Genomic DNA, 25,689 nt, shown 5'->3' with positions numbered 1-25,689 from the left:
GGACCCACTAGCGCTCACCTCGCTGCTGCTCACCGGTTCTACGAGCGCTCGGTCACTGCGGCCTACCGCCGGCGCTTGTTCGATCACGCTCTGGGCATACTCGTCGTCCGGATACCCGCGAGCCTGGCGCGACTGGATCCCGTCAACTACTACACACCGGTGCTGCAGGACTGGTTCGACTGGCTCGATCAGTTCCCCGGCCACACCGATCAGGCCCGATGGCTGGCCAGCGGCGCTGACGCCGACGCAGGCGCCTGGCTCGACGGCATCACCTCCAATCACCACCAGCGCAACCTGTTCAGTGCCGCGCTCAGTGCGATGGTGTGTTGCGGGGCGATCCGACCGAGTTATCCGTTTCTGCTGAGCCTGTGGACCAAACGGTTGTGGTCGATATGGCGCGAGGAGCACGACACCGAACTGTTCACCGGACTCGTGGCGGCCTCCGAGGGCTTGGGTCGCAGGCCTGCGAAGACCGGCACCACATTGATCGACTTCGCTCGCATGTCGATTTGCACCGGGAAACCACTGCCGGAGTTGACCATTGGTGATCTGCTGGACTACCGCACCGCGGTCATCGAAGCCAAAGGCCCCAACAACACGGTCTCCTGCGCCACGGCCTACCACTGCGGCCGGGCGATCGGCCTGTTCGGTGACGGACCTGCCGAGTTCGGTGCGTTGCTCACCCGCAAGCCACGCACACCGGTCGAGATCGTCGCCCAGTATCAGATCGCGAGTGCGTCGATGCGGTGGCTGCTGACCGAGTACCTCAGCGAGCGGCGTCCGGACATGGACTACATCTCGTTCACTCAACTCGCCCATCGGCTTTGCCGCTTGTTCTGGGCCGATATCGAAACCCACCATCGCGGCATCGACACCCATCACCTGAGTCGAGCCCAGATCGAAGCCTGGAAACAACGGCTGATGACGCTGCCTGACGGGACGCCTCGCAAGCGGCCCGGGGAGATATTTCTGGCGGTGCGATGTTTCTACCTCGATATCAACCACTGGGCCAACGACGAACCCCAACGATGGGCCCCATGGGCCGCGCCCTCGCCGGTGACCCGTCAAGACGTCCGAGTCATACCGCGCGAACGCCGCTCGGAAACCGCCCGGATCCACGCCCGCATCCGCGAACTCGCGCCACTGTTGCCGACACTGGTCCGTGGCGTCCGCCAGCATTACGACACCGCAACCGAACTGCTGCGCCTGGCCCGCGCGAGCACACCCGGACAACAGTTCCAGCTCGACGGCCGCACCTACACGCGACCAACTTCGGCTTACGGCACCAGCATCCGCCCGCGGATACGGACCGGCGACGGCGCCATCATGCATCCGGAATCAGCCGAGCACGACGCGTTCTGGTCCTGGGCGATGATCGAGGTGTTGCGCCACACCGGCATCCGCATCGAGGAACTGCTCGAGCTGACCCACCACTCGATCCAGCCCTACCGCCAACCCAACGGCACCATCGTCCCGCTGCTGCAGATCGCACCGTCGAAAACCGACACCGAACGGGTCATCCCCGCCGGCCCCGAACTCGCCTCCGTGCTGGCGAAAATCATCGCCCGCGTCGCCGACGCCGACGGCGCGATCCCGGTGGTCAGCCGCCGCGACGAGCACGAACGATGCTGGAGCCAGCCGATGCCTTACCTGTTCCAATACCGCCTCGCCGGACGACCACGCACCTTCAACTCCGCCACCCTGCGCGACTACCTCGGCCACGCCGTCGAACACGCCGGGCTCACCGCACAGATCACCCCGCACGACTTCCGGCGCCTGTTCACCACCGACGCGGTCAACAACGGTCTACCGGTCCACATCGCAGCACAACTACTCGGACACCAAGACCTCAACACCACCATGGGCTACACCGCGATCTATCCACACGAGGTCTTCGCTCGCTATCAGCAATTCATCCAACGCCGCCGAGCCGAACGACCCACCGACGAATACCGCGCCCCCACCGCCGCCGAACTCGCTGACTTCGCCGCCCATTTCGGCAAACGCCGCATCGAACTCGGCAGCTGCGTGCGCCCCTACGGCACACCCTGCATCCACGAACATGCCTGCCTGCGCTGCCCCTTCCAGCAGATCGAACCCACCCAACTGCCACGCCTGGACGAAATCCAAGCCGACATCACCAAACGCATCGACACCGCCCGCACCCAGCAATGGCTCGGCGACATCGACCAACTCCAAACCACCCTCACCCACATCGAGGCCAAACGAGACAACCTGCTCGAACTCATCTCCCAACCCGGCCCAGCACTGGTCATCCCGACCACCAACCGCTGAATCCGAACAGGTCCAACACATCTGAGCCAATCCAACGCACCCTCGGATGTCTGGGTCCGGGTGGTGGTCGATCTGGCCTCAGGGCAGCAGCCCGCGGTGGGGTTCGCGCCGATGAACCCGGGCCACCGGGTGAGGACAAGCCTGCGCTTCGCTTCGGTCGCCTGACGGCGATCCCACCCGGCGTCCCGGAACCCCCGCCGCCCCTGCCGGGCCCCACCACGGCCTGCTGGGCATGCCCCAGATCGACAACCACCCGACCAACATCCCGGTCAACGCGATCAGGACTTGCGAGTGGGGTTCCAAGGCCACCGGCCACCGCCGATCTGCTCAACCACCTAAACCGTTAGGAGATCCTCATCATGGCTACAGATCCGATCATCACAGTCTCGGGGAACCTGGTTGCCGCGCCCGAGCTCCGGTTCACAGCCGCAGGCACTCCGGTCGCGAACTTCACCGTCGCTTCCACCCCGCGTTACTTCGACCGCCAATCCAATGACTGGAAAGACGGCGAAGCCCTGTTCATGCGTTGCAACGCCTGGCGCATGCTCGCTGAGCACCTCGCCGAGAGCCTCGACCGCGGCTCGCGCGTGCTCGTAACCGGGCGCCTCAAGCAGCGCAACTACGAAACCCGCGATGGCGAGCAGCGCTCCATCGTCGAGCTCGACGTCGATGACATCGGCCCCTCGATGATGTTTGCCACCGCCAAAGTCACACGGGTCTACAACAACCCCGCCAACGGCGCCAGCAATACCGCAAGCGGCGGTGACGATCCGTGGGCTGCCGCTGAACCTCGCGAGCCAGCCTTGGCCGGCGCGGGCGCTACCGATGAAGAACCGCCGTTCTGATCGCTGACACTCTCCGCTCTGGCCGGGCAAGCCCGGCCAGAGCGCGCCCGTCACTTCGCGTCACTAGTGCAGATAAGCAACCTCACCGCCGATCCCGAACTACGTTTCACCAAGTCCGGCACGCCGGTGGCCAACGTAACCGTGGCCCAGAACACTCGCGTCTTCGACCGCGAGACCGCGCAGTGGAAGGACGGCGATGCAGTCTTCATGCGCTGCAACATTTGGGAGTTCCAGGCCGAGCATGCGGCAGAGAGCTTGCGGCAAGGGATGCGTGTCGTCGTCACCGGTCGGCTCAAGCAACGCAGCTACGACACTCGCGACGGCGAGAAGCGCTACGTCACCGAGCTCATCGTCGACGAGATCGCCCCCTCGTTGCGCTACGCGATCGCGAAGGTCGCCCGGGTCGACCGCAACGCCGTCGACCCTCGCGAGCCGGTCGCAGGGTCGGCCGCCGAATCTTCCCCCGATCCGGCGGATCAGCTCGCCGCGGCCGGCGTTGGCACCGACGAAGCACCGTTCTAACACTCCGGGGCTGGGCGGGGCACCACCCGCCCAGCCATCCGGATTTCGCCTATGCAGATACCTGCGGCGACACCGCCGCATTCGAATGGCAACTTCACCGACCCGAGTGGAGGTGACCGACTGTGAACACTGAGACTCCGCGCCGCACCGTGGCATCTGCGGATCACTCCGCACCACCCGCGGCCGCCGCCCCGCTACCGGGGCTGGCCGCGGCATCAGCTTCATGTCATGAGTTCCCGAACACCGCTCTGTTCGCGGTGATCGCGCTACTCGAGACCCGCATCCGCGCTCTGGTGTCCGACAATCGCCACTTACGGACGCACCTGCGCCAGCTCACCGTCGCGCTCGACGATTCCCTCGACCGCGAATCCGCCCACGCCCTGTGCCCGCACCATGAACGACTCGTGCCCGCCGAGATCAGTTCCACACGCCTCTGGCAAACCAGTCGTTATCGCGCTGCAATGAAATGACACTCCCCGCTACATGTTCGGCATGATCGGAGGTCCACTGATGTCCCTGATCTGGCTCGTAGCACTCCTCGCTCTACTACTGCTCGTGATCTGGTGGCTGTTCCCTATGCTCGCCCGCATCCTTGGATTCCTCATCGTCCTCGACGCGTTACTGGGGATCGTGTTGTTTCCCGACTATGCCTTACCCGCCCGGCTGCCCTGGCTCGCCGGAGGTTTCCTGCTGTGGCTGGCCGGGAACTGGGCCTGGGCCGCCAAGCACGGTGCGTGGGGATCTCGACTGGCTCGCGCGTTCTTCCGGCTCCCCGGGTTCCGGCACCTGGTTCCCCGCTCGGTCCTGATCAACTAACCCCCGCTCCGACCGCGACGTCGAGCGTCGTACCGTCCGCGGCGGCGCTCCACAATTCCGTCGCGCGGCCTCTGTGGGAACGCCGGCACGGCGCAGCCTCTTCAGTTCCGCCGTACCGAGTCCGGTCAGCTCCCGTAGCTGTGACTCGTCTATGCCACGCTCTTCGAGCCTGCTCAACGCCGCGGCCTGCGCCGCGTCCGTTTCGGTCGCGATCGCCTCGTATCGGGTGACCGCACTTGCGATCAGCGCGTCACGTCGCTGCGCGGCTCGCCGCAATCGGGCCGCGTGTTTGTGGTACTCGACCAGGTCTGCCTCGGCAGCCCGCGCCGCCCGCATCTGTGCCTCCAACACTCCCGCCATCGCGCTGCGCGCCCGCTTGCGCGCCGACACCTCCTGTGCACCCATCGCGCACCTCCCTTTCACTCCCCGTCGTCGCGCCGCGCTGCGAGCGGCAGGCGCACGGGATTCCTTCTCACCAATCTTTCTATCCATTCCATAATCTCATCGCATTGTTACCAATACAACCATCGCCACCATTCCTACTCACCTCCCATATGGGTTCTATTTCTTCAAACTGCCACACCTCTTGCATCGCGATGCTACTGGCCGGTAATGTTTTAGTAGACGTCGATTTCCGCGCTATCTTCGATATGTGATGACGATCCATCGACTCCATGCAGGCGATGGCTACCAGTACCTTACGAGCCAGGTAGCCAGCGGCGACCGCCTGCGGGACAGAACCCGTGACCTCACCGATTACTACCTCGAGAATGGCACCCCGCCCGGTATATGGCTCGGCACTGGCGCCGCTCGATTGGGGATATCCGGAAATGTCTCCGAGGCGCAAATGCAAGCCTTATTCGGCGAAGGTCTACATCCGCAAGCGAATGCGATCATCGCCGCTGAAATCACCGCCGGAACGACCGCCAAGCAAGCGATCGAGGCCACTAAACTCGGTGTCAGCTTCTACGAATTCACCAATGAAGCTTCGCCGATCACTGACCTCTTTGGCCGCAACATCAGCAGCTTTACCAGCGCCCATCGGCGTCGCCCGACCTGGGACGAGCGCACCGTGCTGCGGACCGATGCCGCCCGCGAGCACCTCGCCGCCACCCTCGGCCGCGAGCCTGAACGCACCGAGATCGAAGCTGCTCTGGCACAGGAGAAGTCGGGCAGCCGCAAGGCGGTAGCTGGGTTCGATCTGGTCTTCACTCCACCGAAGTCGATCTCGATCTTGTGGGGCCTGGGCGATGACGAGCTCCGGAGTGCGCTCTGGCGGTGTCACACCGAGGCCGTGCGTGAAGTCCTGGCGTGGGCCGAATCCCGGTGCGCGGTGACCCGGCGCGGCCACAACGGCACCCGCCAGATCGACGCCGAAGGGTTCGTGATCGCCGCGTTCGACCACTTCGACAACCGCTCCGGCGACCCGAACCTGCACACTCACGCAGTCGTGTCTGGACGGGTTCTGGGTTCGGACGGCAACTGGTCTGCGCTGGATGCGCGGCCGTTGTATGCCTCGGCGGTGTCGTTCTCCTCGCGCTACAACGCCGTCATCGTTGGCAAGGTCCGGCGCCAGGTCGGGTTTCGTTGCGAGGAACGCAGCCGCGGCCGCGGCAAGCAACCCGTGCTCGAAGTCGTGGGCATCACCGAGGAGATGATCGAGGAGTTTTCCCGCACTCCCGACATCATCGCCCGCACCGAAGAACTCGTCGCCGACTACCGGGCTCGACACGGTCGCAACCCCAGCACCATCGTCCAGTACCGGCTTGCCCAGCAAGCAACCTTGCAGACCCGCCACGCGAAACCACTCCCGAAATCCTTGCGGGACATGATCGCCGAATGGGACACCCGCACCCACCGCTTCCTCGGCGACGGCCGCACTGCAGCCCAATTCGTGCGCAACCTCCTTCACGCTCACACCCACCCGGATACCCGCTGCGCTACCGATCCAGAACAGATCGCCATCGCGGTCGGGGTCGACCTAGGTGGCCCGAGAGGTCTCCTCGACTGCGCTCGCCACCAACTCGACAACTGCATCGACCGCCAACTAGATAGCGCTGCCTTCGCTACGGCCGCCGCGCGGACGCTAACTGCTGAGGCCGTCCGAAAACTGCTCTCCCCGCAGCCCGAACTTGCGTTCCTGGACCGCATTTACGCCGCACACACCGCGCGCCTGCGCGCGATCTGGGCACCGACCCGCATCGCGCAGGACGTTGTCGACACGGTCGCGCGCCGCCGAGCAACGTGGACCGAAGCCAACATTCGCTCTGCGGTCGAAGATCGCCTCGCCGTCATCGAGTTCCCCACCGACATCGCCCACCGCGCCGCCGTCGAACACATCACCGCTGTCGTCCGCGACCAGCACAGCATCCAACTCGCCATCCACCCTGACCCCATCCCCCACGCGCTCGCTCGTCGCGACGGCGACAGCGTGTTCACCGTCACCGGCGCCACCCGCTACACCTCCCACGCCGTCCTCGACGCCGAAACCCGACTACTCGAATCCGCACGAACACCCAGCCCCGAAGCAATCTCACCCCAACTCGTCGACGCTGCCATCACGCAGATCAGGAACCAAGATCGGTTCAGCCTCAACGACGGACAATGCGAGATCGCCCGCTACTTGTGCTGCTGCGCAACCGAATTAGCGGTCGCGGTCGGGCCCGCTGGCACCGGCAAAACCACCGCGATGAACGCCGTCGCCACGGCCTGGCGTAGCTCCGGCCGTGAGGTCATCGCTCTCGCGCCGTCCGCATCGGCGGCACGTGAACTCTCCGACCACCTCGGCATCCCGGCGCACACGATCGACCGGCTGCTCACCCAAGCCGCCTATGGCGTCCCCACCGGAATCTTCCCCGGCACGATGCTTCTCATCGATGAAGCATCGATGGCCGCCACCGCAGACTTCGACGCCATACGCGCCCTAGCCCACGCTCGAGGCGCGGTCGTGCGCGGAATCGGTGATCCCGAACAACTCCCCGCCGTCGAAGCCGGCGGCATCTTCCGCACCCTCGCCCGCGACACGCGAGCACCCCAACTACGCCAAGTCGTCCGCTTCACCGACCCCGACGAAGCCGACGCCACCCTCGCCATCCGCGGCGGCAACTTCGCACAGGCATGGGAGTTCTACAGCAGCAACGGCCGCATCACCTCCGGGATAAGCGATCAACTTCGGGCAGCCATCCTCGCCGAACACCTCGACGACACCGCCGCCGGAATCTCCTCGATCATGATCGCCGCCACCCTCAACGATGTCTCGGCACTCAACGCTGCCACCCAAGCCCACCACGCCCTCACCGGCCACATCGATACGACAAAGGGCCAAGTCCTCCTATCGGACAGCCATACCGGCTATGTCGGCGACACCATCGTCACCCGCCTCAACAACCCCGGCCTGCGCATCGCCGGCGGAATCCGCCACGCCACCCACATCGACAACGGCGACCTCTGGCGAATCCACACAATCCATGACGACGGGACGATCACCGTCGTCGGTACCAACCATCGCGGCAGCGTCCACCTCCCCGCCGACTACATCCGACACCACGTCGAACTCGGCTACGCCACCACCGTGCACCGCGCCGAAGGCGTCACCGTCCGACGTGGCTACGTGTTGATGAACGAGACCCTCGGACGTGCACTGGCCTATGTCGGGCTCACCCGCGGATCGGAACTCAACCGCATCTTCCTCGCCACCGACACCCTCATCGACCCCACCGGCAACCAACAACCCGACGACCCGATTGAGCCCCAACAGATGTTTGCCCGCATCCTCGCCCGCGAAGACGACAACCTCTCCGCCATTGACGTCATGCGTCTCGAGCAAACCGCCGCCGACCGCCGAACCCGCATCGCCTATAACCACGCCTACCAGCTACTCGCCGACGCACGCGGCGCCTATCTTCTCGACCACGCGCTACCAGTAGTGCTCTCCCGCGACGCCGCACGATCACCGGAATATCAGCAGCTACTCGACACCATCGCTCACGCCGACGCCCACGGTCTCGACACTTGCGAGCTCGTCGCCGCGATAGCGACCAACCACTATCAAGACCTCGGCCAATCCCTCGTCACCGCGCGTGACACCGCCGCCGTCCTGCGCTCCCGCGCCGACATCTGGATCCACAACCATCGCCAGTTCGCGCCGCCAGCGATGACTACAGCCGGGCTCGACACGCTCACTGACCTATCCCCGCAGACATCAGCAGTACTCCTCGCCAGGATCAACACCGATCCCGTCCTCGCGGTGCCGCACCTCAAATTCCGCGCTCTTCACGACGACCCGCACCGCGGTAAAGCTCTGCCTGTACCTACGCGCCATCCCGGAATGGACCTCGAACTCGCCAACTACGCCGAACAACTTCGGCTCCGCATCCTCACTACCGAGTCAGCGACACTGGCGGCTCACAGCACTGCCGCGCCTCCCACCGCAGCCGAACCAAGCCGGCTGCCGACTCCGATACAACACCGGCGACGCCGACACCGGCCGACCCCACCGCCGACGAACCGAATCCGGCGCAGGCGCTAACCGACGACCTGCCCCACCGACGACTCGGAGTCAGACCGTTGAGCGCCTTGGCGGTGACGCCGAATCCCTCCCGTAGCCGGCTACCCCGATGCGCGCTTACGCAGAGAGATTCTGATGAGAGTTGCCCCTGGACTGACTAAGGTGCGGTTCGTGACGACATCGAACTCCTCGTCTCGATCCGCCGCTGCTGTATTGCCCGTTGAGCAGTATGTGGCGGGGCTGGCGCGCAAGCGAATGGCCGCCGGGGTGTTGTTTCGAGACAGTGCGAATCGGGTGTTGTTGGTGCAGCCCTCCTACAAACCGAACTTCGAGATTCCTGGCGGTGCAGTCGAGGAGGATGAGTCACCGTGGGCCGCGGCGCAACGCGAGGTGCGTGAGGAGATCGGCTCTGATCAGCCTCTTGGTCGACTTTTGGTGGTCGACTATGTGCGCCCGCAGGATTCGCGCCCGGAAGGCGTGATCTTCGTCTTCGACGGAGGATTGCTCACCGACGACGATGTTGCCGCGATGAAGTTCGCCGAGTCCGAGATCCTGTCCGCGGACTTCCACACGTTAGAAGAGGCCCGCGGCAGGGTGAAGCCGTTGTTGGCAGACCGGCTCGAGGTAGCCCTCGACGCGGTTCGCCTGGGCCTCACGGTGATCTGCGAGCAAGGGCGCCGAGTCGCATAACTGACGTCCTTCCCATGCCGTCTCGGAGCCTTCGGATCGGGCACGATCTCGAACCCGGGGCATGGCATGACCCGCAACGAATCGCAGACGAGGAAGATCGCCGTATGGGTATCAACAGTGACCTGCTAGAAGCAGCTGCGCGCCAGCTTCCGAAGATGCAAGAACGACTCGAGACGCTCGTGAACTGCGAATCGCCATCGAATTCTCCCGCTCACCTGGACGTATGCGCGTCGTTACTGCAACCGTGGTTATCTGAGGCGCTTGGCCGGCCGGCCCATCAAGTCCGTGTCGACGAGAATGTCCACCTTCTGTCTGAGGCTGAGCACCCGAAGGTACTGGTGCTGGGCCACTTCGACACCGTTTGGCCAGTCGGGACCACTGCAGAATGGCCGTTCACGGTCACCAACGGTATCGCCAGCGGACCCGGCACATTCGACATGAAGGCCGGAATCGTACAAGCCATCACCGCGATCGAACTTCTCACCGATTCATCGCACGTCAGCGTGCTGCTGACCAGCGACGAAGAGGTCGGCTCGACAACATCGCGCAAGCTCATCGAGGAACAAGCACGCAAAGCGGGCGCGGTCCTCGTCTGCGAACCCAGTGCCGATGGCGGAGCGGTGAAATCAAGTCGAAAGGGTATCGCCAACTACCGGATCGAAATCACCGGCAAGGCCGCCCACGCTGGACTTGAACCGGAGCTTGGAATCAACGCGGGGGTAGAGCTTGCCCATCAGATCATCGCCATCGCAAGCCTGACGACAGGCGAAACCTCCGTAACACCAACTGTGCTGTCAGCGGGAACGACGGTCAACACCGTTCCGGAGTATGCGGTGTGCCATGTCGATGCTCGCTCCTGGACGACGGCCACCTTGGAGGAGGTCGACCATGCCATGTCAACGCTGTCGCCACATCACCCCGAGGCGGTCGTGACCGTGACTGGCGGTATCGAGAGGCCACCCTTTGAGGAACCGATGGCACGGTCACTCGTGGCTGAAGTCGTAGAGGCCGCCGAGGGATTGGGATTGCCCGGAGTGACTGCGGTTCGCTCGGGCGGTGGCTCGGACGGCAACCTCACCGCGGCAATCGGCGTCCCCACGCTGGATGGACTCGGCGCGATCGGTGGACACCCTCACGCTCGCAACGAACACGTCGACGTAACCGCGATGCCCGAACGCGCTGCGTTGCTGTCTGCGCTACTGGCTCGACTGGGGAACCGCTCGCCTATCGAGTGATCGGTGGTAACAATGGCAAGGGTGCGAGTTCTCATCTTGGGCGGAAGTTGGTTTCTCGGCCGGACGATCGCTGAGCAGGCGGTGAGCCGTGGCGACGAGGTTACTACCTTCAGACGAGGTCGAAGCGGTTCGGACGTCGACGGTGTGACCACCGTCCGCGGTGACCGTACGAACTTCGATGACCTGACTCGGTTGGCCGAGGCCGGCGCCTGGGATCTCGTCGTCGACACGTCGAGCTTTGTCCCCCGCGAAACACTCCAACTGGCACGCGTCCTGGAGCCGGTCGCGGCCCGATACCTGTTGATATCAACCGTTTCCGTGTACGAAGGTTGGCCAGTCGAGCCACTGACCGAGGCGTCAGCCGTGCTGGAATGCCCCTCAGACGCAGGTCCCGACTACGGATACGACGGTGATCCTGGCCCATCGACCTACGGTTTCAGCAAGTCCGGGTGCGAGCGGGCGGTATTGGAGGTCTTCGGAGACGACCGTGCCACGATCCTTCGGCCCGGCGTCATCTTGGGGCCGATGGAGTACGTGGGGCGGTTGGAGTGGTGGCTGCGCCGAATGCAGCGGGGCGGTCGAGTTCTGGCTCCGGGGCGTCCCGAACGTTCAATTCAGCCAGTGGACGTGCGCGACGTCGCGAAATTTGCGCTCAGCCCCGAGCTGACAGGGATCTTCAACGTGACCGCGCCCGGTCGCGAGACGATGGGCGACTTGCTGCACGCCTGTCATACCGTGACCGGATCGACGGCCGCATTGGAGTGGGTGACCGATGAAGAATGGCTTGCCGCACAAGGCGTTCGGCAATGGACCGAACTACCGCTCTGGCGCACCTATAAGGGCGCGTGGAAGGTTGACTCCCAGCACGCCCGTGACGCGGGGTTCAGCGCTCGCCCGGTCCGCGAGACAGTGGCGGACACCTGGACGTGGCTCACCACCGGAGGTGCTGCGATAGATCACGAAAGGGCGAGCGAACTTGGAATTCCCCCAGAACGGGAGCAAGCCATCCTCGGCCTGTGGGATGCCACCCAGCTCGACCACTGTGGAGCCGGATAGCCGTCACCTACGACGATGGCGGAAGAGCACGCATTGACGTGCGCGACAACGAAATCGACGTGAAATCCTCGATCGTCCCGCCAAGTGCGACCGCCTCACTGGCACCTCGATATCTGGTGGTACCCAACACCTGTGCCAGCGTAAGGAGCCGTTGCGCGATCGCCTCGGTCCGACGCGCAGGCTTGAGCCGAAAGACTGGCTCGAGCGCGGCAGCCGCTCCCGCCAAGTCGCCCCGAATGGTGCGTGCGGCGCCGAGGTCAACTTGCGCGCTGAGTGCACCAGCTTCCCACCGCTGGTCGTCGGGGATAGAGGCGAACAGCGCCACTGCGGCCTCGGCTTCTTGCTGCGCTTGATCACCGTCTCCGAGTGCTACATAGGATGCGCCTGCGCACAGGGCGCGCCTTGCTCGGTCGAAGGCAAGCTCTCCGCCGATCTCGTCCAAGAAGGGGTCATTGCCCGCCCGGTCGAGTTCGGTTGCCGCGGCATCGAGTTCGTGACGGACCTCCCCTCGAGCACCTATGAGTGCCAGCGCGCGTGCGTTCACGCTGTGCAACCTCACTCGCGCCGTTCCCATCGGCGCTTGGTCCAGCGCTGCTGCGGCGATCTTCGCGGCACGCCGCGGATAACCGGACCAGAATGCGGCAGTTACTTGGAGCGCGCGTGCCCATGCCTGCAACGACAGATGGTCGATGATATTGCCGTAGGTATACGCCGCGCGAGCCTGTTCCTCCGCCGCATTGAGCAAACCGAGGTCCCACGAGACCGACGACAAGAGCCCGCACACCTGGCCTGCGAGTAGATACAGCTCAGCTTGCTGTAGCGGCTTATGCGTTCTATCGAGCTGGACGTAGATGGTGTCTCGTAGTGCGACGAGGTCCGTCAGCATCTCTAACGGCGGTGTAATGCAGTACGCCCGCGCAGCGGCCCCGGCCGCTGCGTTCAGGTGCTCTAGTGCTGAGGGGTCCAACGCTGAGGCCGCTTCGATGGCGTGGCTCACCGAGTCATGTGCTGCGTTCACCGCGAGCTCCTGTTCAGTGACTTGTCGAGATTGGTACAGGGGTGGTCCGGCCAGAACAGCGATCGTCTCGCCGAACCACGCCTCTAGGACTTGTCGAGAAGCGTCGCGCGGCTTACCCGGATCGCCTTTCATCCATCGTTTCGCCGCGCTTAGCGACACGTCGAGGTCGAGCCCCAGGGCATGTGCCTGACGCTTGAACTCCCGGACGAAGTCAATCGGCCCAAGGCTGTTCTGTATCGCGAGCTGTTCCAAGCGGGTACGCGGTTGTGTGTTCATGCCTACCTCCACCCACGGCCAACGGTATGCCTATTTCACCGCGCGGTGGCAGGTGCGGATACGAAATGGGCCGAATATGAGCTGAAACGGGCCGGTTATGGACCGGTCGTGGACCGGCTGTGCGAGCCATCGTGAGACAGCACCCGGTGCCGGGTATTGGCGATTCCCTCATCTCGGTATGCGAAATCCGGCACCCGAAGATCGGCTGGGTTGATTCCGCGTGACCGATCCGGCATCGGGTGTTCCTACCGCCGCAAGGGGAAGCACATCATGCCGACACAGCTGGATATCCACGATCTGTGGGACACCGAGCACAGGGATTGCGGGGCTGAGCCCGGGGAGATGGCACGAGACGAGGCTGCGTTCGTCCGGGCCAAACACGCAGAGCACGGGCCGAACTGTCGCCAGTATCTCGCCGCACACAGCACATTCTCTCGTGTGACCGACTGAGTTCGACATGATGGCCTACGAACTCCGACGCGACGCAGTGCCTGCCGAGATCGGCTCGGGCCAGGAGTCATTGCCTGATTGGCATCAGCTTCTAGCGGCGTTCCGCGGGGAAGTTGGAGGATCGCCGGGCGACCACCAAATCATCAAATGGGCGAAAGCCGTCGCGAACTTGCATCGGGAACGCCACCTCTTCTTGAAGCGTGCTGTCGAAATCGACTGCCAACGAGCGGAACTCGCCACCCTGATCGACGACTGGACCGAACTCTATGTAATTGCACCAAGCCACAGACGCTCACCGGCGCACTCGGTCGGCGCGGCCGTCGACGCAGTGGCGGCCGCTTACGTCGCTGCCGAGTACTGCCTCCTTGCAGCAAAGGACGTATCTGCTCCTGCGGTCCATGCAGTGTGGCAACGAGTAGGCGACTTGGCGTGCCGCTGGAACGATCTCGTTGCCCAAAACCCCGGCCCGTGGCGTCCCCGCATCCCGGATGGCGGGGATTAGCGATGGCGTCTGCACTGCTGGTTGGCCTGGCGGTCTTCTTGGGTGGAATCGCGTTGGTGGCAAGCCTGTTTGGGCTCGCATGGGCAGTTCTCAACTTGCTGGAACGGCGATCGAAGAAGCTCACCGTCGCCGACATTCAACGACGCCTCTCGCATGAGAAGCCGATCTGGCCACTAACCGTCGAGCAGGCGATAGCCGAAGAGCCGGAACACACCGAGTGCAGCGTCGCGCGGTGCCACAAGAAACGCGCGATCAACCGAACGCTTGCTGCGCAGCGGCGGCGGCGGCGGCGAGAAGCCGAACGCGACATCGGACTCCTCCGACCAAACACCGCTGACCGAAGTTTCCCCAATTGAAAGGTGGCCAGGATGGCCGATCAGGAGCAGTTAGCGCCCCCACCCCTCGCCGGTCGAAAACTGCCTATCCTCACCGTCGCACAGCAGGAGGAGCTGCGACCCGAACTGCGCGACGTGATCGAGTACCGCAAGTCCGGTCTGAGCGTGAACCACATCGTCGGCTGCCCGCTCGACTGCGGCTACTGCATCCGACATGTGTTCGACAATTTCGGAGTGAAAGTGCCTCGCGCCCTTATGAAGGATGCGGAGGCTGCCACGATGCTGTTCGAGCATCGCTACTTCCAGCCGCACGTCACTCCGATCCAACTGTTCAACCGGGCCACCGACCCGATGCTCCCGCCGGTAAAGCCGCATACGTTCGAGATGCTGCGCCTACTCGACCAACGAGGGCTGACCAACCATGTCCTTGTCATCACCCGATGGCGCATCGAGCCGGAGGATTGCGTGATCCTCAACAGCTACAACAACATTCGGCTCACTGTACTGATCACCCATTCCGGTATTGATGACGACCGCATCGAGCCGGTCGACTCCAACATCGCCGCCTCCTCATTGCGCACCGCCTTCGAGCACGCGGAGCGGTACCGAGTCATCCTGTACTGGCGGCCGATCGTGCCCGTGCTCAACGACTCCGACGAACACCTCCAGCGGGCATTCGAATTGAGCTACCACGCACACGCAACAGTCTTCACCGGCTTGTTCTACAAGAACCAGATCCGCGACTACTACCAAGCGCAGGGGCTTCCCGAGCCGTACATCGAGGGCGCTCGACGCAAGGTCTTCCCCGAAGACCTCGAAAAGCGAATCCTCACCGCGGCCTCCGAACACGGGACCGGCTCACCCCTGTTCCGCAAGACGAGCTGCGCGGTCACATACGCCCATGGTGTCGCCGACTACAACGGCCACTACGGTATCCGCGAACTGTGCGACATCTGCCCTGCCGCACAGATCAAGCGCTGTGCGAACACCTGGCACCGCCCCGACACCGACCAGGTTGCCGCGCTCGCCGCAAAGCTCGGCGGGGGCCTGGTCGAGATCAACGACCGTGCCATCGTCGTCGCCGGCCTATCCGAACAGCCGCGCTACCTAATGCAACACAGCCTGGGCTACCAGGTGCACGACGCGAGCAAACCACATCACCCCCATCGGCACGGCCGCGCAGACCTCGGCTGGCCCACCACGAAGGAGACGTTGTGACCGATATTCCGAACACGCTGCGCGGCAAAGATATCGCTGTTGTCGACGTTGAAGGCAACGGTCAGACGCCACCAGAAATCATCGAGATCGCCATTCTCTCTGCCTCCGGCAAGTCGGTCAGCATCGATGACATGCGGTCGTGGCTGATCAAACCGCAGCAGCCGATCACCCAGATCGTCACTCGTAAGGTGCACGGCATCAAGAACTCCGACGTCGAGAGCTGTCCCCTGTGGGCCGAGGTCGCGTCGGATGTAGATGCGGTCCTGGCCGGGCGAACCCTGGTGGCGCACAACGCTGGAGTGGAGCAACGAGTACTCGCGTCGCACCTGCCGTACTGGAACCCTCCGATGGTCCTGGACACCTTGCGCCTGGCGAAGGCGGTGTGGCGCGATCTGCCTAGCTACAGCCTCGACAAGCTCATCGAGCACGCACAGCTCGACACCTCGGCAGTCACCGAGCAGGGATACCACAGGGCGGGCTACGACGCGTGGGCTGCATGGCAACTGCTGTGCAGGCTGGTCGAGGACGGCGGACTGGACTGGACCGGACTGGTGAGTACAGCGGCGCCAAAAGAGTTCGTGCCCAAGGCGGAACCGGACGGTGGTCTGTGGTGAACGAGACCCGACCCGAGGTCGTACGCCCCGTCACGATCGCCCTGACCGGCACCCATTCGACCGGCAAGACAACATGGCTCAACCGCCTCGCAACTGAGCTGCGCCGTGACCGAATCGAGGTCGCCATGGTCGCGGACCTCGGCCTACAAGCGCAACAGATCGGGCTGCCGATCCTCTACCGCCACACCTGGGCGTCGACCCTGTGGATCGTCACCCGCGGCATCAGCAACGAAATCGAAGCATGGACCAACGCCGACGTCGTCCTGATCGACCGCAGCGTGCCCGACGCGCTTGCCTACTACGAAGCAGCACTGGAATATCGCGGCCAACCGGCTGACCCGCATCGCATCGAGCACCTCGAAGACCTGGTCGCGAACCACTGCTTCAACTACGACCTGACCCTACGAACCGTTCTCGACCCACGGCTTCCCTTGGGCGTCTGCAAGCCGCGAGACACCGACATCGAGTTCCGCGCACTTGCCGACCGGCACGTGGAGAAGGTGCTCAACAGGTTGGACATCGAGCACGACGCCCTCCCTGCGGACGGGCATCAGCGTGCGCTCGTCGAAACGATGGCCTTCATTAAAGGGCGACTGTCCGACGTCGACCAAAACAACCCTGATGAGGCCGAACGAGAGGGACGATCGAGCACGCAGCCACCTCAGCCGATGATCAGAGATGGGCATGCATCGGCCGATGGATAGTCGAACGAGACTCCCCGGCAAGGACGCAGTCTTGGCGGCCTGCAGGGGTTTCCCGCCGATCGAGGACGTCGTGCTGTTGGAGGCGGCTGGCGAGCTCACGGCGCTGCACCAAACGCGTGAGCACACACCACTTTGCGCACTTGAGGAAGCCAATTGGCATCGCGCTCGTTTGATGTGCGACATCGATGAGTGGGTGACGTTGGTGACGCCGATTCCATTCCCGAGCGCACGAGTACATACCCACACGATGGGTCAGGTCATCGACCGGCTCGCGCAGGCGACCGTCCAAACCTATATCGCGCTGGCTGCCGCGCCGGATGCCTTATTCTACGAGGCTTCTGTGCAACTCGCCGAGCTCGGTGACGCCTACCAAGACCTAGCTGACGAGCTCAAGCAGGAAACGCGCCGCCTTCCGGGAATCACCATTCCGTAATCAATAGTGCTGCTGCACAACATATCCCATTTCCAACAACATCATGACCAGCAGACAAGGTACGGAGCGTATACAGCCCTCGCCGCCAACGTGCCTGCACTGCAAGCACTTTCCAAAGAAATGTCTGAAAGAAGAGAACGGAGCTAAGCCTCGACAAACTCCGCCGATGCACGAAAAGGGAATCGCCATGACCTACACCGGACCCACCCTCGCCCGCCGCATGCTGGCACGTCAGCTGCGCGAACTTCGGGAGAAATCAGGCGTCAGCGCAGAACTCGCCCGCCAAGCGATAGACGTTGGCAAACAAACGCTGTGGCGGATGGAAACCGGACAACCCACACGGCTGAATCCACTGTTCATCGAGCGGCTATGCGACACCTACGGGGCATCCGAGGCCACGACGAGCATGCTGCTCGAATTGACGGAGGAAGCTCGTCAGAGGGGATGGTGGCGGAAATTTGGGAACGTGCTTCCTAAGCACTTCGAACTGCTGGTCGGGCTGGAAGACGCTGCAAAACGGATCATTTCGTATCAGACGATGCTTCTGCCTGGACTACTGCAAACCGACCAATACCACCGAGCGCTGATCTGGCTGCGGACACCGACGATGCCCGCCGCTGAGGTCGAACGGCGCATCGAGATGCTCAACCGCCGGAAAGCTCATCTCTACGACCCCGCCAAACCCTTGTCGCTGCATGCTGTCATCGACGAGGCCGCGCTGCGCAGGGCCGTCGGCGGACGGTCTGCGATGGCAGACCAACTGAACTACCTGGCGGCAGCTGGGGAGCTGCCCAATGTCTCGGTGCAGCTGATACCGCTGAGTGCCGAGGCTTACGGAGGTATCGACGTCGGCCCGTTTGGGCTGTTCGAGTTCCCGAGGCACCTAACGGCACGTCTCACTGAACCGCCTGTCGTATGTCTGGAGAGCTATACCGACACGCTGTATCTCGACAAGGTCGACGAGGTGCAGCGGTATCAGGAGGCGTACGCCGAACTGCAACGCCCGGCGCTGGATGAGGCTCGCAGTCGTTCGCTCATCCACAAGATCGCGAAGGAGTCGGCGACATGAACATGAGCCACCCGAAGACCGTCGTCATAAATTCGCCAACCCGAGCGTTAGCTGCGACCGAAGGGCGCGTAGAAGCTACGCGTGGGGCGACCGAAACCGCATGTGACAGCGGCACTCACATCCGCCGAACTCGGGTGTTCATCGCGGCAGTCGCGTGGTTGCGGAGTTGCTGACGTCGTCGTACTGCCGCCTCTTTGGACGGCTTGAGCGCTGCATTTGCCCCAGCCTTGGACTGTGTCTCCAGGGCTCTTCCGTTGCGCTGCTTTGTATCCGGTGTCGACGCTTCGGAGTCTGCGCGGTTCGATCGCGGTGTCGGCGCTTCCCCCGTCTGAAGGTCAGCACTACCTTCAGCAGAGCCACGATCCGTCGGCTTCCCTTCCGCGGAGTTGTCCTGATGAGGTCCACCGGCTTCGAGTCGTTGCATGAATTCTTCTAGGTAGCCAGCTTTGTCAGCTTGGCCGGTACCGCCATCCACGACCGTCTGCTCTCCGACCCCAGCATCGTCATTGATGTCCTTGGTGAATAGTCCTTTGATCGTGAGGGGGTCCAGTGTTCCGGCGATGACTACGTCTCCGTTCAAGCCTTTGTGGCAGTCCACGCACAAGTCGTCGCGCAGTTGCCTCCAGTCACTGCATTCGGTGCATTCGCCATTGAAGTCGACCGATTTGGTTGTCCCGGTTTGTCTTACAACCCCATTCGGGTTGTGCTGTTTGACCCAGGCCGCCGTGACGGACTTGGTCAGGCGGTCCCCGTAGCGCCACTCTTGCCGGAACAGCTCAGGATTGTGGCTGTCGAAGTTCGTGGCGATGGTGTCAAGACGGGCCTGGATGGCTCGCGAACGACTGTGCCCGAGTGGGAGTTCGGGGATGCCTGGGCGTCGTTCTTCGCGGCAGGTTCCGCACAGGCCGTCGTCGCCGTGGCCCGTTGCGATTTGGCCGGTCCAGCGGTCGATGCAGGCACGTTCGAGTCGGCATGACACGCACAGCGGTTCGGTCACCTTGGCGGCGGCGTCGCGGTCGTAGTCACGGCGATCAACAATCAGTTCGGGGCGGGGTGTCCCTGGTTCTTTACGTTCCTCGGTGGTGAGTTGGTCTTCGTAGGCATCCAGGCGCGTCGCGCCCGCACTTCCGGTGCGTAGGCGTGGTTCGGTGCGCTTCGTCTCATCGACTCGGCGCGCGACGCGGCCGGGCCGACGCCACGGTGGGTCAGTTCGCCTTGCCGCAGCAGGTTGGGCGTCAGGAATGTACTGGTGTTGATCGGCTTTCGGTACGCATGCCTCGATGAGTGCGCGGTGTTGTTCGTTGTCTCGCCAGAGTTTGCGGAGTTTGGTGAGGGCGACGTCGTGGGTTTTGTAGCGCAGGGTGTTGGCGATTTCGCCGATCATGGCCCAGGTGGGGTCGTCGAGGTGGGTTTGGGATCGTCGGAGTTGTTGTTTGGCGGCGCGGATGTCGCGAGCATCTACCAGGGCTCGGATGGCTTGGATCGCGTCGCGGGCGGCGGCCGTGGAGGCCTGTGCCGCGCTGTCGTTGTGGTGGGGTTGCGGCATAGAGACCTCCTCAACACTGGGTCACGGGTGTCGGCGGTGAGGCCGAGTTCTGTTGGGTTGGCGTGCTATTCGCTCGCGGCGTTTCCTCGCGACGTCACGGGTTGGGCTGTCCCCAGGTCGTGGCGTTCGAGTGCTGTCACTTCTGGTGTGGTAGCGCTGGCTGTCGGTGGTGGCCGGGTCGATGAGTCTTTGGGCCGGGTCTCGCTGGCCCGGTGAGGTGAATTCTGTTGTGTTCGAATGGTTTCCGGACCTCGTCCACTGGACCGGTTGTCCGGATCGGATCGCAGTCCGGATGGTTCTGCTGGTGACCAGGTTCGCGTCGAGTTCGCGCAGTTGCTGGTCGTATTCGCGAAGCCGTGTCGCTACCTCGGCGGGCACTGTCCCGGACTGGGTGGGATTTGTTGTGCTGGTGTGGTTTTGCAGTGCGGTGAGGAGTTCCTCGCAAGAGCGGTATCGCCCGATCTGGTGTAGCTCGCCGGTGTGTTCGTCGCCGAGTTGTGTCAGCCGGAGTTGTTGGCCGTGCCAGGGGTCGAGATCCTGTACGGGGCTGTGTCCGGCCTGGATGATCAGGGTGGGGTCGTGGGCGTGGGGGTAGTGGACCTCGATGCCTTGCCAGCTCAGCTGTTGGTGGGCTTGTTCGGCGTGGTCGGTGATCTGATCGAGCCAGCTGGTCCCCGGCGCCGGGAGGAAGGCGACGTCGTGGCGTGCGGTGCGGTCGATGCCTGCCAGTTCGGCAACAGTGTCCTGTCTGCCGATACTGGTAGCGAAGTCGAGGGTTTGGTCGCGCAGGTCATCGGCGCACAACTTGTGTTCGAATCGGCGGGTTCCTACGCCGGGATGGCGGGCGGCGATCATCGCGGCCTGGTAGTCGTCACACAAGACCTCGTAGTGCAGGTCGTCGACGAAGGGTTTTCCGTCGCGCTCGCGGGCACCGCCAAGCACTGTCGTCAGGCGGTCGAGCTCGGCAACCACCTGCGCGGCGGGGATCGCGGTAGCGGTGGTCAACAGGCGTCTTTTCCCACTGATCACGTCATGGGCGGCGATGGTCAGGTCGACCGGTGTGTCGGCGTCGGTTATCGCGTGTTCGCGTGTCCATTCCCGGGCCTTCCACCAGCTGGTGTGCGCGCCGAGGTCGCCGGTGGCGCTTGCGGTGGGGGTGTAGGTGGCGATGTAAGCTAGTGAGCTCGTGTCGACGGGTTCGGCCATCGTGGCGCGGCGGACCAGCCGTGCCGCTTGTTGCAGGCTCTCTCGCACGGTCGGGGTGAGGTTGGGAGGGTTGTGCAGGGAACCGTGGACGGCTTCGTCGAGGTTCTGACGTGCCAAGTCTGGGCCGTTTGCCCAGTCCTCGACGGCGGCGTCGAGGTAGCGCCACCGCAGTGCCCATCGGGGTGGACCAGTCAGCCAGGCCCGTTCCAACTGGGTCGCTTCGGTATTGAGCGTTAGGTATTCGGTGGCGGACTCGGTGGCGATGGCGCGTTGACGGAGCTGGTACAGGTCCTCGTACGCCCGACGCATGCCGGATTCGCTGAACTCGTGTTCCGGGGGTCGAGCCTCCCTGTCGTAGTCCATGTAATCGCCTCCTTCTCGGTCACGAAATGTGTTGTGTGCCAGCTCCTTTCACTGTTCATGGCGGTGTTGTTGTTGGTTCATCGCTGGCGGCGGTCATTGCCCGCCGCGGTGAGTGGTATCGCTGTGGTTGTCGAGGTCGGCGGCGATGTATTCGGCGAGGTTGGCCTGTGTGGGCTGAGGTTGGCGGGTGTAGCGGCAGCGATTGGGTTGGCAGGCGGAGAAGTCCGAGATTTTGGTGAGGCGTTCGACGGTGGGCCATAACCATTGGGTGTGCCAGGCACTCGGGTCTTCGCGCGGAAGCTCAGCGGTTTCCTGCTCGCACCAGTAGGCCGCGGTGTGTGCGGCCATCAGGGCGGTCAGCTCCTCGCGGACCCCGTCGTGTTGGAACCAGCAGGAGGGGATGCGGGAGCCGAGTTGGTAGGTGTGGCGCAGCCAGTCAACCCAGTCGATCAGTTCCTGCCACAGCGCCGCGGCCTCGTCCTGGTCGAGGTGGCGCCAGCTGTAGCGGCACGGGTAGTACTGCGGCACTGACGGTTTCGGTCCCGGAGCTGCTGGTGTGTTCATCGCGAGCCTCCGCGTTCGTCGGTCGGGCACAGATAGTCGGGAACTGTTCCAGTGGCGATGATCTGGTCGAACAAGGCCGTGGAGGCGAGGGCTTGCTCGCGCCAGCGTGGGACCTCCCACACGCTGGGTAGCCGTAGCAGGCAGGCGGGTGCGTTGCGGTAGAGCAGCAGGCCGTGGTCGCTGGGCAGTTCGCGGATCTCATCGGCGCGTAGCACGGTGTCGTCGTGGAGTTGGTAGGTGCGTCCGCCTTGGTGCAGGCTGGCTTCCCAGCTGCGACGTTCTCCGATCAGCCGTGAGATGGCGGCGAGTTCGTCGGTGCCGCGCAGGCCGGGCAGGATCAGCATGGCCGGCGCGGATTGCGCCAGTACCCGTCCCCCCTCTGTCCCCCACCGCAATTCGTTCTGGTCCTGGTTGTGGGCGAAGGCCCAGACACAGATGCCTTTGCCGCCGGAGTCGGTCATGATCTGAGGCAGATCCGGAATCGGGGCCACGTTGTTGGTCTCGTCGAGCACCAGCCGGACCGGCGGATCCAGGCGTTTGCCCGGCATCCGTTGGGAGGCACGGTCGGCGACGTGATGGACTTCGGCGGCCAGCGCGGCAACAAACGGTGCCATGGATCGGCTGCTGCCCCGCGACACCAGATACAGGGTGTTCGCCCCGGAGAGCACGAACCGCTCGATATCGAAGGACTCCGACAGCTCAATGTCGATGGCGGCCAGCAGTTTCGGTGACGCCAGCGGTTCGAGCAATCGTGCGGCGGCAGCCAGGACGTCGTCGGTGGATTCACTGCTCGATCCGAGAATCTGATCGAGTTCACTCGCCCAGTCCGGCAGGGTCTGGCTCAGGATGTCGACCGGTGTGCGGTTGGTGCGTGCCGATATCCACACCCGGACGTCGCGGATCGAGTAGTTCGCTGTGGCCGCGGCGTGTAGGCAGCAGCGCAGGACCGTGGCGGCTTTCTGCTCGAAGTAGGCGCCGTTGCGGGTGCCTTCGAGGGGCATCGCGCGTGCTGCGGCGTCCGCGCGGCGGATCGCGGTGTCGGGGTCGGTGCAGCCGGCCAGGAATGACCAGCGCAGCCCGGCGGGCCAGCCGGTCAACCCTTCGGGGTCGAATACCGCGACTTTGCCTCGTTGAGCACGGTGGGTGATGGTTGCGGCGACCAGGTCGGCTTTGGTGGTGGTGACGAGGGCGAATCCGGGTGCGTCACACACCCTCTGGTAGGCCACGCGCCAGGTCTTGCCCGCACCAGTCGGCCCGTGCACGATCACTCCGTCGCGGTGCTGGAGATAAACGTGCTCGCTCGGTCTGTCAGCGAGGACACCGAGGTCGACTGCTGCCAGCGAGGGGTCGGTGCCGCGGGCGCATAGCACGTGCCGACTCCTCATCGCCGCCACCTCCTGAGCGCTGATCTCGGGACCAGGCTGGGGAATTCGTGTCGAGCGCGTTGGAGAGCACCACGCCGGTTCAGACCGACGCGCCGCAGGTCGGATCTGTTTGCCAGGCCAAGCCGATGGCGATGACGATGACGGCTATCGATCTCATCACTGCAGATGACCGCGATCGCGCACCACATCGTGCCGACCACGATGATGCAGGTCCAGGTCAGCCAGGCCGGCCCAGGTCGCGGGTCACCGGGCCACGCCGCAGCGGGGTCCTCGGGACTGCGCACCAGTCGCCCCAGCGTCGGAATCATTTGCATGGGTGCGAGCAACCCGATCCCGTGCCCGGCGAGCACGGCTGCGACTGCGCCGCCGCCAAACACACCGGCCACGATCGTGGTCACGGCATAGATCGCCAGGACGGCTCCGGCTGGTAGGACCGGTTCGCCGCGAACGGGGTTCGGTAGTCGGCGCCCGGTCATGATGCTGGTTCCTCGACCACGGTGGGGTCATCTGGTGTTTGTCGTCCGGTGATCGCGGCGTCGGTGTCGGTGAGCAGGATCTCTTGTGGGGAGCGGATGTGGTTGAGCAGGAACGGATCTCGGGTACCGATCTTGACCAGGCACTGCCCGCGCCCCAACCGCATCAGGGTGTCCTCGGTACCGGTGGGCAGCCGGTACAGACGCACAGTCTCCGCCGCGTCGTCAGCGCGGGATTGCCCGAACAGCACCACGATGCTCGCTTCACTCATCAACGCCCTCGCCGGAGAATCCGGAGGTTGGTCGGCGGGATGATGGAACGCGGCGATGGTCGAAAGGCCGAGTCCGCGGGAGAGTTTGACGTTGCCCCGGAACACTTCACCGGTCGATCCGGCCGCGACGTGCCAGCCTTCCTCCACGACCAGGATGGTTTGCTGGTAGCGAGAGGAGCGTGCGGCCAGCTTATTGGCTAGCCAGGTGTTGGCGGTGGTCATCACCACCCGCAACGCGGGGCCTTCGGTCGGTAGCGCGCTGAGATCGAAATGCACCAGCGGATGGCTGTCCAGTGCGGTCCGCACGGCGGGGCTGGTGGGTGAATCGACCAGTCCGCGTAGGTCGCGTTCGGCCAGGCGCAGCAGCGCCAGCCCTGGCTCGAGTCCCCACTCCAGGGCCCGCTCGCTCCACCTGGGCCCGAATCCGTTGCCGTCATCAGGATTCGGATCCAGCAGTCGTAGGGCCAGGTCTCGGATGACGGGATCCCTGCCTGCTTGGCGGGCTTGGGTGGTGACAGCCGATAAGGCGGCGCCGACGGCTGCCTTTTCTTTCTCGTCGAGCTCACGGGCCATCGCGTCGGTCAGGACTGCGATCACGAGTGCTTCTTACCCGGCCGGGACGACGCCGTCGATACCGCCACGATGGTCGCCGCGGGCGCTGATGGCTGGATCCAGGAGGTTCAGGCACGCGCCGTTGCCGCCGACCCGGAATCGGATGCTCTCGGCCCCCAGCATCTGAGCCAGTGGGGTGTATTCGCCGACTCCGGCTTGGGGTTTCTTGTCCAGGATGACGACTTGGCGGTTGGCGACCAATTGCCGTAGGACGCAGACGGTTTTGATCCAGGAGCTTTTGCCGCGCCCGATGTCACCGATGACGACGACGTTGATGCCGCTGGTTTCGCTGCCGTAGGCGGCGAAGGCATCGACGATTTCCAGTTCTTGGGAGATGGTGTTCAGGCCGGCGAGCACACCGTCTTGGCGCGAGCGGCGCCGGCTGGTGGCCAGATTCCAGGCCTCGGCTTGCCGAGTGGTCGTCCACGCGCCTTCCAACCGCGGTTCGTACCAGCCGTACCGGTCCAGGCCACGGCGCCGCTTCGGCGCCGGGCACCGCACGAGCTCGCGCTCGGCGAGATCCTCCACTGCGATTGGTCTGCTGCCGTCGTCCTCTTCGCGCAGGGCGTGAGGCTGGCGAGATGGAGGTTTCAGGTGCGTGAAACTGGGCCGATGCCAGCGGGATTCGTCGCTGTCGCGCTTCCGAATACGGGTGCGAGGGTGTCTTTGCATGGTTGCTCGCC

General features: G+C 64.1%; 23 protein-coding genes. 16 read left to right on the top strand and 7 right to left on the bottom strand.

What is annotated here, in order from left to right; genetic code table 11:
• Positions 1-75: 75 nt before the first annotated feature.
• The 9 genes from ACIBK2_RS12400 to ACIBK2_RS12360 all read left to right on the top strand — a co-directional run bounded on the left by ACIBK2_RS12400 (position 76) and on the right by ACIBK2_RS12360 (position 11,966).
• On the top strand, positions 76-2,295 hold the full coding sequence (locus ACIBK2_RS12400; RefSeq protein WP_396966461.1) for a tyrosine-type recombinase/integrase: 2,220 nt from the start codon (positions 76-78) through the stop codon (positions 2,293-2,295).
• 359 nt (positions 2,296-2,654) lie between these two features.
• Complete coding sequence (locus ACIBK2_RS12395; RefSeq protein ID WP_396966459.1) at positions 2,655-3,140, top strand: single-stranded DNA-binding protein; 486 nt, start codon at positions 2,655-2,657, stop codon at positions 3,138-3,140.
• Between the two features lie 66 nt (positions 3,141-3,206).
• Entirely contained in the window at positions 3,207-3,662 is a 456-nt protein-coding gene (ssb, locus tag ACIBK2_RS12390) for a single-stranded DNA-binding protein (RefSeq protein ID WP_396966457.1), read from the top strand.
• 122 nt (positions 3,663-3,784) lie between these two features.
• Positions 3,785-4,132, top strand: coding sequence for a hypothetical protein (locus ACIBK2_RS12385; protein WP_396966455.1), 348 nt, complete (start codon positions 3,785-3,787; stop codon positions 4,130-4,132).
• A 40-nt stretch (positions 4,133-4,172) separates the two neighbouring features.
• Positions 4,173-4,478 carry a hypothetical protein gene (locus ACIBK2_RS12380; protein WP_396966453.1) on the top strand — a complete coding sequence of 102 codons (306 nt, stop codon included), beginning with the start codon at positions 4,173-4,175 and terminating at the stop codon, positions 4,476-4,478.
• 655 nt (positions 4,479-5,133) lie between these two features.
• The gene (mobF, locus tag ACIBK2_RS12375; protein WP_396967213.1) at positions 5,134-9,006 is read left to right on the top strand and encodes a MobF family relaxase; all 3,873 of its coding nucleotides are present in this window, start codon (positions 5,134-5,136) and stop codon (positions 9,004-9,006) included.
• A 150-nt stretch (positions 9,007-9,156) separates the two neighbouring features.
• On the top strand, positions 9,157-9,675 hold the full coding sequence (locus tag ACIBK2_RS12370; RefSeq protein WP_396966451.1) for an NUDIX domain-containing protein: 519 nt from the start codon (positions 9,157-9,159) through the stop codon (positions 9,673-9,675).
• 104 nt (positions 9,676-9,779) lie between these two features.
• Positions 9,780-10,910 carry a M20 family metallopeptidase gene (locus ACIBK2_RS12365; RefSeq protein ID WP_396966449.1) on the top strand — a complete coding sequence of 377 codons (1,131 nt, stop codon included), beginning with the start codon at positions 9,780-9,782 and terminating at the stop codon, positions 10,908-10,910.
• A gap of 12 nt (positions 10,911-10,922) precedes the next feature.
• Positions 10,923-11,966: an NAD-dependent epimerase/dehydratase family protein gene (locus ACIBK2_RS12360; RefSeq protein WP_396966447.1), complete on the top strand. Its 1,044-nt coding sequence runs from the start codon at positions 10,923-10,925 to the stop codon at positions 11,964-11,966.
• A gap of 7 nt (positions 11,967-11,973) precedes the next feature.
• Here the strand turns inward: ACIBK2_RS12360 and ACIBK2_RS12355 are convergent, their stop codons facing one another.
• Positions 11,974-13,260 (bottom strand): hypothetical protein, encoded by a 1,287-nt coding sequence (locus tag ACIBK2_RS12355; RefSeq protein WP_396966445.1) that lies wholly within the window; start codon positions 13,258-13,260, stop codon positions 11,974-11,976.
• Between the two features lie 457 nt (positions 13,261-13,717).
• Here ACIBK2_RS12355 and ACIBK2_RS12350 point away from each other — a divergent pair, with 457 nt between their 5' ends.
• From ACIBK2_RS12350 to ACIBK2_RS12320, 7 genes are all read left to right on the top strand, one after another.
• Positions 13,718-14,212 (top strand): DUF4254 domain-containing protein, encoded by a 495-nt coding sequence (locus ACIBK2_RS12350; protein ID WP_396966443.1) that lies wholly within the window; start codon positions 13,718-13,720, stop codon positions 14,210-14,212.
• A gap of 2 nt (positions 14,213-14,214) precedes the next feature.
• A complete protein-coding gene (locus tag ACIBK2_RS12345) occupies positions 14,215-14,568 on the top strand; it encodes a hypothetical protein (protein WP_396966441.1) in 354 nt (117 codons plus the stop codon).
• Positions 14,569-14,580: 12 nt separating this feature from the next.
• Positions 14,581-15,765, top strand: a complete 1,185-nt coding sequence (locus ACIBK2_RS12340) for a radical SAM protein (RefSeq protein ID WP_396966439.1) — start codon at positions 14,581-14,583, stop codon at positions 15,763-15,765.
• Complete coding sequence (locus tag ACIBK2_RS12335) at positions 15,762-16,379, top strand: exonuclease domain-containing protein (RefSeq protein ID WP_396966437.1); 618 nt, start codon at positions 15,762-15,764, stop codon at positions 16,377-16,379. The genes ACIBK2_RS12340 and ACIBK2_RS12335 overlap by 4 nt, the downstream gene beginning before the upstream one ends.
• Positions 16,262-17,083, top strand: a complete 822-nt coding sequence (locus tag ACIBK2_RS12330; protein WP_396966435.1) for an AAA family ATPase — start codon at positions 16,262-16,264, stop codon at positions 17,081-17,083. Before ACIBK2_RS12335 ends, ACIBK2_RS12330 begins: the two co-directional genes overlap by 118 nt.
• Positions 17,058-17,516, top strand: coding sequence for a DUF4254 domain-containing protein (locus ACIBK2_RS12325; RefSeq protein WP_396966433.1), 459 nt, complete (start codon positions 17,058-17,060; stop codon positions 17,514-17,516). The genes ACIBK2_RS12330 and ACIBK2_RS12325 overlap by 26 nt, the downstream gene beginning before the upstream one ends.
• Positions 17,517-17,682: 166 nt before the next feature.
• Entirely contained in the window at positions 17,683-18,585 is a 903-nt protein-coding gene (locus tag ACIBK2_RS12320; RefSeq protein WP_396966431.1) for a helix-turn-helix domain-containing protein, read from the top strand.
• Between the two features lie 115 nt (positions 18,586-18,700).
• Here ACIBK2_RS12320 and ACIBK2_RS12315 read toward each other — a convergent pair whose 3' ends face one another.
• The 6 genes from ACIBK2_RS12315 to ACIBK2_RS12290 all read right to left on the bottom strand — a co-directional run bounded on the left by ACIBK2_RS12315 (position 18,701) and on the right by ACIBK2_RS12290 (position 25,534).
• Positions 18,701-20,131 (bottom strand): hypothetical protein, encoded by a 1,431-nt coding sequence (locus ACIBK2_RS12315; RefSeq protein WP_396966430.1) that lies wholly within the window; start codon positions 20,129-20,131, stop codon positions 18,701-18,703.
• Between the two features lie 21 nt (positions 20,132-20,152).
• Positions 20,153-21,700: a hypothetical protein gene (locus ACIBK2_RS12310; protein ID WP_396966428.1), complete on the bottom strand. Its 1,548-nt coding sequence runs from the start codon at positions 21,698-21,700 to the stop codon at positions 20,153-20,155.
• Between the two features lie 93 nt (positions 21,701-21,793).
• On the bottom strand, positions 21,794-22,264 hold the full coding sequence (locus tag ACIBK2_RS12305; protein WP_396966426.1) for a hypothetical protein: 471 nt from the start codon (positions 22,262-22,264) through the stop codon (positions 21,794-21,796).
• Positions 22,261-23,649 carry a type IV secretory system conjugative DNA transfer family protein gene (locus ACIBK2_RS12300; protein WP_396966424.1) on the bottom strand — a complete coding sequence of 463 codons (1,389 nt, stop codon included), beginning with the start codon at positions 23,647-23,649 and terminating at the stop codon, positions 22,261-22,263. The genes ACIBK2_RS12305 and ACIBK2_RS12300 overlap by 4 nt, the downstream gene beginning before the upstream one ends.
• Before the next feature lie 472 nt (positions 23,650-24,121).
• Entirely contained in the window at positions 24,122-24,991 is an 870-nt protein-coding gene (locus tag ACIBK2_RS12295) for a hypothetical protein (protein WP_396966422.1), read from the bottom strand.
• A gap of 9 nt (positions 24,992-25,000) precedes the next feature.
• Positions 25,001-25,534, bottom strand: coding sequence for a hypothetical protein (locus ACIBK2_RS12290; protein ID WP_396966420.1), 534 nt, complete (start codon positions 25,532-25,534; stop codon positions 25,001-25,003).
• Between the last annotated feature and the right edge of the window lie 155 nt (positions 25,535-25,689).

Origin of the sequence: Nocardia sp. NPDC050175, from assembly GCF_044459885.1 — a bacterium.
In the GTDB taxonomy this organism is placed as follows: Bacteria; Actinomycetota; Actinomycetes; order Mycobacteriales; family Mycobacteriaceae; genus Nocardia.
This window is presented reverse-complemented; position numbering and strand designations above follow the sequence as displayed.

Bases quoted from the DNA above. Each gene is read 5' to 3' on its own strand.
- ACIBK2_RS12355 (WP_396966445.1), bottom strand. From the start codon at position 13,260: ATGAACACACAACCGCGTACCCGCTTGGAACAGCTCGCGATACAGAAC.
- ACIBK2_RS12340 (WP_396966439.1), top strand. From the start codon at position 14,581: ATGGCCGATCAGGAGCAGTTAGCGCCCCCACCCCTCGCCGGTCGAAAA.
- ACIBK2_RS12345 (WP_396966441.1), top strand. From the start codon at position 14,215: ATGGCGTCTGCACTGCTGGTTGGCCTGGCGGTCTTCTTGGGTGGAATC.
- ACIBK2_RS12320 (WP_396966431.1), top strand. From the start codon at position 17,683: ATGCACGAAAAGGGAATCGCCATGACCTACACCGGACCCACCCTCGCC.
- ACIBK2_RS12310 (WP_396966428.1), bottom strand. From the start codon at position 21,700: ATGGACTACGACAGGGAGGCTCGACCCCCGGAACACGAGTTCAGCGAA.
- ACIBK2_RS12380 (WP_396966453.1), top strand. From the start codon at position 4,173: ATGTCCCTGATCTGGCTCGTAGCACTCCTCGCTCTACTACTGCTCGTG.
- mobF (WP_396967213.1), top strand. From the start codon at position 5,134: ATGACGATCCATCGACTCCATGCAGGCGATGGCTACCAGTACCTTACG.
- ACIBK2_RS12330 (WP_396966435.1), top strand. From the start codon at position 16,262: ATGGCAACTGCTGTGCAGGCTGGTCGAGGACGGCGGACTGGACTGGAC.
- ACIBK2_RS12365 (WP_396966449.1), top strand. From the start codon at position 9,780: ATGGGTATCAACAGTGACCTGCTAGAAGCAGCTGCGCGCCAGCTTCCG.
- ACIBK2_RS12315 (WP_396966430.1), bottom strand. From the start codon at position 20,131: ATGCCGCAACCCCACCACAACGACAGCGCGGCACAGGCCTCCACGGCC.
- ACIBK2_RS12325 (WP_396966433.1), top strand. From the start codon at position 17,058: ATGGGCATGCATCGGCCGATGGATAGTCGAACGAGACTCCCCGGCAAG.
- ACIBK2_RS12300 (WP_396966424.1), bottom strand. From the start codon at position 23,649: ATGAGGAGTCGGCACGTGCTATGCGCCCGCGGCACCGACCCCTCGCTG.
- ACIBK2_RS12360 (WP_396966447.1), top strand. From the start codon at position 10,923: ATGGCAAGGGTGCGAGTTCTCATCTTGGGCGGAAGTTGGTTTCTCGGC.
- ACIBK2_RS12350 (WP_396966443.1), top strand. From the start codon at position 13,718: ATGATGGCCTACGAACTCCGACGCGACGCAGTGCCTGCCGAGATCGGC.
- ACIBK2_RS12395 (WP_396966459.1), top strand. From the start codon at position 2,655: ATGGCTACAGATCCGATCATCACAGTCTCGGGGAACCTGGTTGCCGCG.
- ACIBK2_RS12305 (WP_396966426.1), bottom strand. From the start codon at position 22,264: ATGAACACACCAGCAGCTCCGGGACCGAAACCGTCAGTGCCGCAGTAC.